Below are 6,097 nucleotides of genomic sequence, written 5' to 3' on the forward strand. Positions count from 1 at the left end.
ATATGAGATTATAACTAATAACTTATATCCGGTCATGCTTCTTCAGGCTTCAAAAACCAGATGCACCCGGTGCGTCGCTCGCTTGATTGTCGATTTCATTTAGGGATTTTAAATGGGGGCGACACACCCTACGGATAAATTTGAGTTAAAAAACCATTTATACTAAACCAGCTTGAAAAATCTGGTTTGCAGTCAGGTTCAAATCGGGAAAAGTTTGCGATACAATCGGATCGCTCTCCCGAAACTTGAGAATTTGATATTCACCATCGACCAAGTTACACACAGAAATTGTCGGTTGTTTCGGATTTCCAATAAAATTACGCCCGCCCAACGCAGCATAATCGACAATCCAATATTCAGCGATACCCATCTCCTCATAATCGGCGTATTTTAAATAGTAATCATCGCGCCAATTCGTTGACACAACTTCGATCGCCAAAGGTATCGATGCACCTAAACTGAGGATAGATTGTTTTTGCCACAATGGTTCATTCACCAGGTTTGCACGGTTGAGCACCAACACATCAGGGAAATAACCAGAATCTTTTTCAGGAGGTCTAACTATCACTTGGTTTGGGATACTGTATGGCAATCCCAGACGTTTGATTTCATAAGGAATTTCGATGCCAAGAAAGCCTTTAACTTCCTCGTGTTCGCCTACTGGTTGTGCCATCTCAACAATATCTCCATTATGCAGTTCGTACCGTACTGCTGAATTTTCAGGCAGCCACTCCACAAATTCCTCGAAGTTTACGAGCTTCGGTAAAGCTAGAGTCATAGGTTTTTAGAATTACTGATAATATTAAGTATACCAAATCTGGCTTTGATATCTAGCAATCATAAATCTGCGATCGCCAATCTCTTCTCATTGCCCGTGCTACACTCAACAGATATCTTGAAAAACTCTTGTGGGGTAGGCATCCTGCCTGCCTTTGGCAGAAACTTAACAACTAGCTCTCAATTCAGCTTATGATTGTTATCGCTCCCGTCCTCAAACCAGTTAGTCAAATAACGCTTACTCCCGGTAGTGTCGTAACTATTCCCAATATAACTTGGCTCGAATTCGAGTCTATTTTGGAAGAATTGGGAGAAAAGCGCGCGGCACGAGTTGCTTACAGCAAAGAAACTTTAGAAATTATGGTTCCTTTACCCGAACACGAAAGACCCACAGATTTAATCTCTGATATTGTTAAAATTTTATTAAAGTCGGCGGGTAGAAGATACGAACCATTTGGTTCTACTACTTTCAAGCGGGAAGGTGCAGCGGGAATTGAACCTGATGCTTGCTTTTATATTCTAAATTATCAGCGGATGATTAGCCGCCGCCGACTTTTGCCGGACGATCCGCCGCCGGATTTAGCAATTGAAACGGATGTAGCTTCTAAAACTACGATCGATGCCTATCTAGCTATTGGAGTTCCAGAAGTGTGGGTTTATGACAGGGGCAGACTTCGCATCTATTTACTGCAAGATGGAGAGTATGTAGAATCGGATATTAGTCCGAATTTTCCGGGAATTGCGATCGCCCAACTGATTCCTTCTACAGTGGAACGTGCTTTGCAGGTAGGAAGTTGTCAAGCGCTAGAAGAATTTGAAAGTGCGATCGGCTGAACTTCTAGTATTTGTATGGTGCGTCGCGATCGACAATCTCTGGCGTTTAATCTACAATCTGAGGGCGACGCACCTGATACAAGGGTTGAACAAACAAGCCAAAAAATTGTTGGATTGCAAGACTTTGTATAAATAATATAAGGCGCCGCCCTTAACTTATCGAGTGTTTTGGGGATTTTTCCTAGCGACGCACCCTAGGAAAAACCTACACACTTAAAGCCAATTTGTCAACCCCCAAAAATCGATATATTGTATCTCTTTGCTGATAATCCCTGCCCAAAGAACTAATCGCATTCTGCAAATCTTCGACAGACTGACAACTGCCGCCAACCGCACCGGCCATAGTGGTAATGTGTTCTTCCATCAAGGTGCCGCCGATGTCGTTGCAGCCGCATTTCAGAGCCTCCGTAGCTCCTGCTAAACCTAATTTTACCCAGCTCGGCTGGTGATTGCTAATCCAATTTCCTAAGAAGATTCTCGATACAGCGGTGAGCAACAGTGTATCTGCTAAAATTGGTTGGTCGCGGCCGACTCGACTGCGCAAAGGTGCTGGTGCATCTTGACCGACAAAGGGTAGTAAAATGAATTCTGTGATCCGAGCAGGATAGTTGTTGTTAATTGCTGTTTGTTGGAGCGATCGCACTTTTTCTAGATGCAAAACCTGCTGTTGAGGCGTCTCAATATGGCCGCAAAGCATTGTACTTGTTGTCGGCAAACCTAATCGGTGAGCAGTTTCGACAATTTCTAACCAAGTTGCAGAATTGATTTTCTCCGGGCAAATCACCCGTCGCACTGCATCGTCAAGAACTTCCGCTGCTGTACCGGGCATCGAACCAACTCCCGCATCCCGCAAAGCTGAAATTACATAGCTGAAACTCAGATTATCTTGTCGGGCAATAAATTCTATTTCTTGCGGGGAAAAAGCGTGCAAGTGCAACTGCGGAAACTCATGCTTAATAGTTTTTACTACTTGCAGGTAATAAGGCAAAGATTTGCCGTTGAGCTTAGCTTGAAGATTTAAGCCGCCCTGCATACAAATTTCCGTTGCACCCCGCTGCACCGCATCTGTGGCTTTTTCCTGAATTTGGGCTGCATCTAACCAAAAAGCGCCCTCGTCTCCCTCGTCGCGGCGGAATGCACAAAAACTACAATGCTGTTCGCAAATATTCGTGAAATTGATATTGCGGTTGATCACATAGGTGACAGTATCTCCTGATTGTCGGCGGCGGAGCAAGTCAGCGGTTGTTTGAATAGAGGCTTTCGCATCTGGATCTCTTTGCTGCAAAAGTACCAAAGCCTCTACGGTAGAGATATTATAACCTTGTAAAGCTCGATCGAGAATTGCATCCACAGTTTTTTTTAGCTCAGCTACAGAATTGCTGCCTCGAATGAAGGCGTTTTTATATTTTAACGAATCAATTATAGAGGAACCATATTCTACTATCTTGAGTCCAACCAAACCATCTTCTAGTTTGTGCAAATTGAACTTATGGATATCTACCAAGCAAATAACCTCTTGCCAGTACCCTCTGGGCCTTTGCAAATTCCGGCTGTAGCGACGCTCGGTTCAACTTTTTCTGAAGCAGACGCAACACCAATTTACTTTTCTCTGGTGATTCCCACCTACAACGAGTGCAAGAATGTCAAGAGTATTGTCGAACAATTAAGCCAATTGCTCGATGGCAGCATTCCCGGCAACTATGAATTAATTGTAGTCGATGACAACAGTCCCGATCGCACCTGGGAAGTTGCCCTGTCCCTCAGGGCCGACTATCCGCAATTGCGCGTGATGCGGCGCGAGCACGAGCGGGGACTTTCCACAGCCGTGATTCGCGGGTGGCAGGCTGCTCGGGGCGAGGTTTTGGGTGTCATCGATGCCGACTTGCAGCATCCGCCGGAGACGCTATTGCAGCTTTTAGCAGAAATTCAGCGGGGAGCCGATTTGGCCGCTGCGAGCCGCCACGTTGCTGAGGGTGGCGTGAGCGACTGGAGCGTTGTCAGGAGATTTTTGTCCCGGGGAGCTCAAACTGTTGGATTGATTGTACTGCCGGGAGTCGTCGGTAGAGTTTCCGATCCGATGAGCGGCTATTTTATGCTGCGCCGCAGTTGCATTGCCGACAAAACGCTCAATCCTGCCGGTTACAAAATCTTGATTGAAGTCATCGGTAGGGGCAATATCCGCTGGATTGGAGAAGTTGGTTATGTATTTCAGGAGCGGCAAGAAGGCGAGAGCAAAGTTACTGGGAAACAGTATATTGAGTATTTGCGACATTTGTTGATATTGCGGTTTGCTCGCTGGCCGATGGGTAAGTTTCTGCGCTTTGGTATCGTGGGTTTCAGCGGCGTGTTTGTGAATATGGCGGTTTTGTACGTGCTGCGCGAAATATTTAATTTGGAGCTGACTCGCAGTCTAATTATTGCTGCTGAATTGGCAATTGTTAGTAATTTTTTGTGGAATGATTTATGGACTTTTGGGGACATTTCTAAGCGGCAGCCAGGAAATCGCCAGCGTTTCAAACGGCTGTTGAAATTTAATACAATTTGCTTGATGGGTTTGATTTTGAATGTGCTGCTAGTTAATGTGATGTTTAATGTTTTTGGGCTGAATGAATATTTGGCTAATTTAATTGCGATCGTGGCTGTGACTCTGTGGAATTTCTGGATCAACATGAAGTTGAGCTGGCGGGTGACGGAAGTTGACAGTTGATAGTTGATAGTTGATGGTTGATGGTTGATGGTTGATGGTTGACAGTTGATAGATGAAACGCGAAATTTTTAGACTGTTGACAATTGATCGCAGACAGGAAGGCTTTTAAACAGTTGATAGCTGACTGTTGAGAACTCTCAACTATCAACCCTCAATTATCAACTATAATAGCTGTTCTTCCCTATGCCTTGGAATGAATCAATTAATTAATGATTAAATACAGACAACTGTTGCTAATATTGCTGTGGATGGCGATCGCCCTAATGCTACGTTTTGCCAATTTGGACTCGAAACCGCTGTGGACGGACGAGTTTTCGACTCTGGTGTTTAGTTTGGGGAACAGTTTTCGCGGGGTGCCGATCGATCGGGCGATCGCACTTTCCACTCTACTACAACCGCTGCAATTCCGCGCGGATGCTGGTATTGCAGATGTCCTAAACCATTTGCTGCTAGAAAGCAACCATCCGCCAGTGTATTTTATGGTAGCCCACTGGTGGATGCGGCTGTTTGCACCGACTGAGGATAGTTTAGTGTGGATTGGGCGATCGCTCCCGGCATTATTAGGAGTGATTTCAGTTCCCGCCATCTACTTTTTAGGCAAATTTGCGTTCAATTCTCGTTTAGTTGGTCAATGTGCGGCTGCGATGATGGCAGTTTCTCCCTACGGCATTTATCTCGCTCAAGAAGCCCGCCATTATACCTTAGCAATTTTATTAGTTATTGCGTCTCTTTTTTGCTTGACAGTAGCTGCAAAAAAGCTGCAACAGCGCGCTCCACTGCCTATCTGGACGGTGCTATTTTGGATAATTGTTAATTGTTTGGGAATTGCGGTTCACTACTTTTTTGCCTTGACTTTGTGTGCGGAAGCCATAGCATTAATTGCTGTAATCTGGCAGCATTTTCATGGAAAATTGGCGCTTTCCGACAGTCAGCAGCCGAATATTTGGCAATTTCAAATCCTCTGGCGGCTTTTCGCAGTAGCGCTGGGGACTGTAGCGGGCGGTTTAGTATGGCTACCGATATTTTTGTCGAATAAATACGGTAGCGAACTCACGAATTGGATTGTCAGTGGCGATCGCACATTTGTAGATTGGATCGCGCCGATTTTCCAAGCTTTGGCGGGATGGATCGTTGTGATATCGCTGCTTCCGGTGGAATCATCAAATCTGGCTGTGGTGGTTGGATCTGCGATCGGCATGGCAATATTTTTGATCTGGGTGCTTCCTCTGCTACAAAACGCTCTCAAAACTTCCTTAAAAACCACCGAGACTGGTTTAGGTACTGTTATTTTCGGCGGATTTGTGCTAGGGTCAATTTTCCTATTTTTCAGCTTTGCATACATTCTAGGAATTGACCTAACTCGCGGCCCTCGATACAATTTTGTCTACTTTCCGGGAGTGATATTAATATTAGGAACAACCTTAGCATTTATTTGTGACACACCTACAATAAAAACTCGATGGTTTAATTTACCTGCTGTAGAAATGGCGGGCAAAAAAGCAGTGCTGCTAATTTTAGTAATGGGTTTTGTCAGCGGTGTAACAGTAAATTCTAATCTCGGCTATCGCAAATATTACAAACCAGACTTGTTAATTCCGATGATCCGCCAAGTGTCGCAAGTTCCCGTGTTAATTGCTACCACTCAAAAGACTCATGTAGAAATAGGAGAGTTGATGGGGATAGGATGGGAATGGGAAAAGGGTTCGGTAACGGATTTTGTAGCGGATGTAACTGATGTTAGGAAGAAGGGTTCGGCAACGGATTTTGTAACGGATGTAA

5 protein-coding genes are annotated in these 6,097 nt (G+C 44.8%); 3 read left to right on the forward strand and 2 right to left on the reverse strand.

Annotated elements, in window-relative coordinates; all coding sequences use genetic code 11:
• Positions 1-157: 157 nt before the first annotated feature.
• A complete protein-coding gene (locus QT974_RS06295; protein WP_333467668.1) occupies positions 158-778 on the reverse strand; it encodes a Uma2 family endonuclease in 621 nt (206 codons plus the stop codon).
• A 191-nt stretch (positions 779-969) separates the two neighbouring features.
• Between QT974_RS06295 and QT974_RS06300 the strand changes: the two genes are divergently transcribed.
• On the forward strand, positions 970-1,611 hold the full coding sequence (locus QT974_RS06300; protein ID WP_333467669.1) for a Uma2 family endonuclease: 642 nt from the start codon (positions 970-972) through the stop codon (positions 1,609-1,611).
• Between the two features lie 205 nt (positions 1,612-1,816).
• Here QT974_RS06300 and cofH read toward each other — a convergent pair whose 3' ends face one another.
• Positions 1,817-2,962 (reverse strand): 7,8-didemethyl-8-hydroxy-5-deazariboflavin synthase subunit CofH, encoded by a 1,146-nt coding sequence (gene cofH / locus QT974_RS06305; protein WP_333467694.1) that lies wholly within the window; start codon positions 2,960-2,962, stop codon positions 1,817-1,819.
• Between the two features lie 138 nt (positions 2,963-3,100).
• On the opposite strand from cofH, the gene QT974_RS06310 reads away from it, so the two are divergent.
• Both QT974_RS06310 and QT974_RS06315 read left to right on the forward strand, forming a co-directional pair.
• Positions 3,101-4,318, forward strand: a complete 1,218-nt coding sequence (locus QT974_RS06310) for a glycosyltransferase (RefSeq protein ID WP_333467670.1) — start codon at positions 3,101-3,103, stop codon at positions 4,316-4,318.
• Positions 4,319-4,527: 209 nt separating this feature from the next.
• On the forward strand, positions 4,528-6,097 hold a 1,570-nt coding region (locus QT974_RS06315), incomplete at its 3' end, for a glycosyltransferase family 39 protein (RefSeq protein WP_333467671.1).

It is taken from the genome of Microcoleus sp. BM001215392, assembly GCF_036700185.1.
Lineage (GTDB): Bacteria > Cyanobacteriota > Cyanobacteriia > Cyanobacteriales > Microcoleaceae > Microcoleus.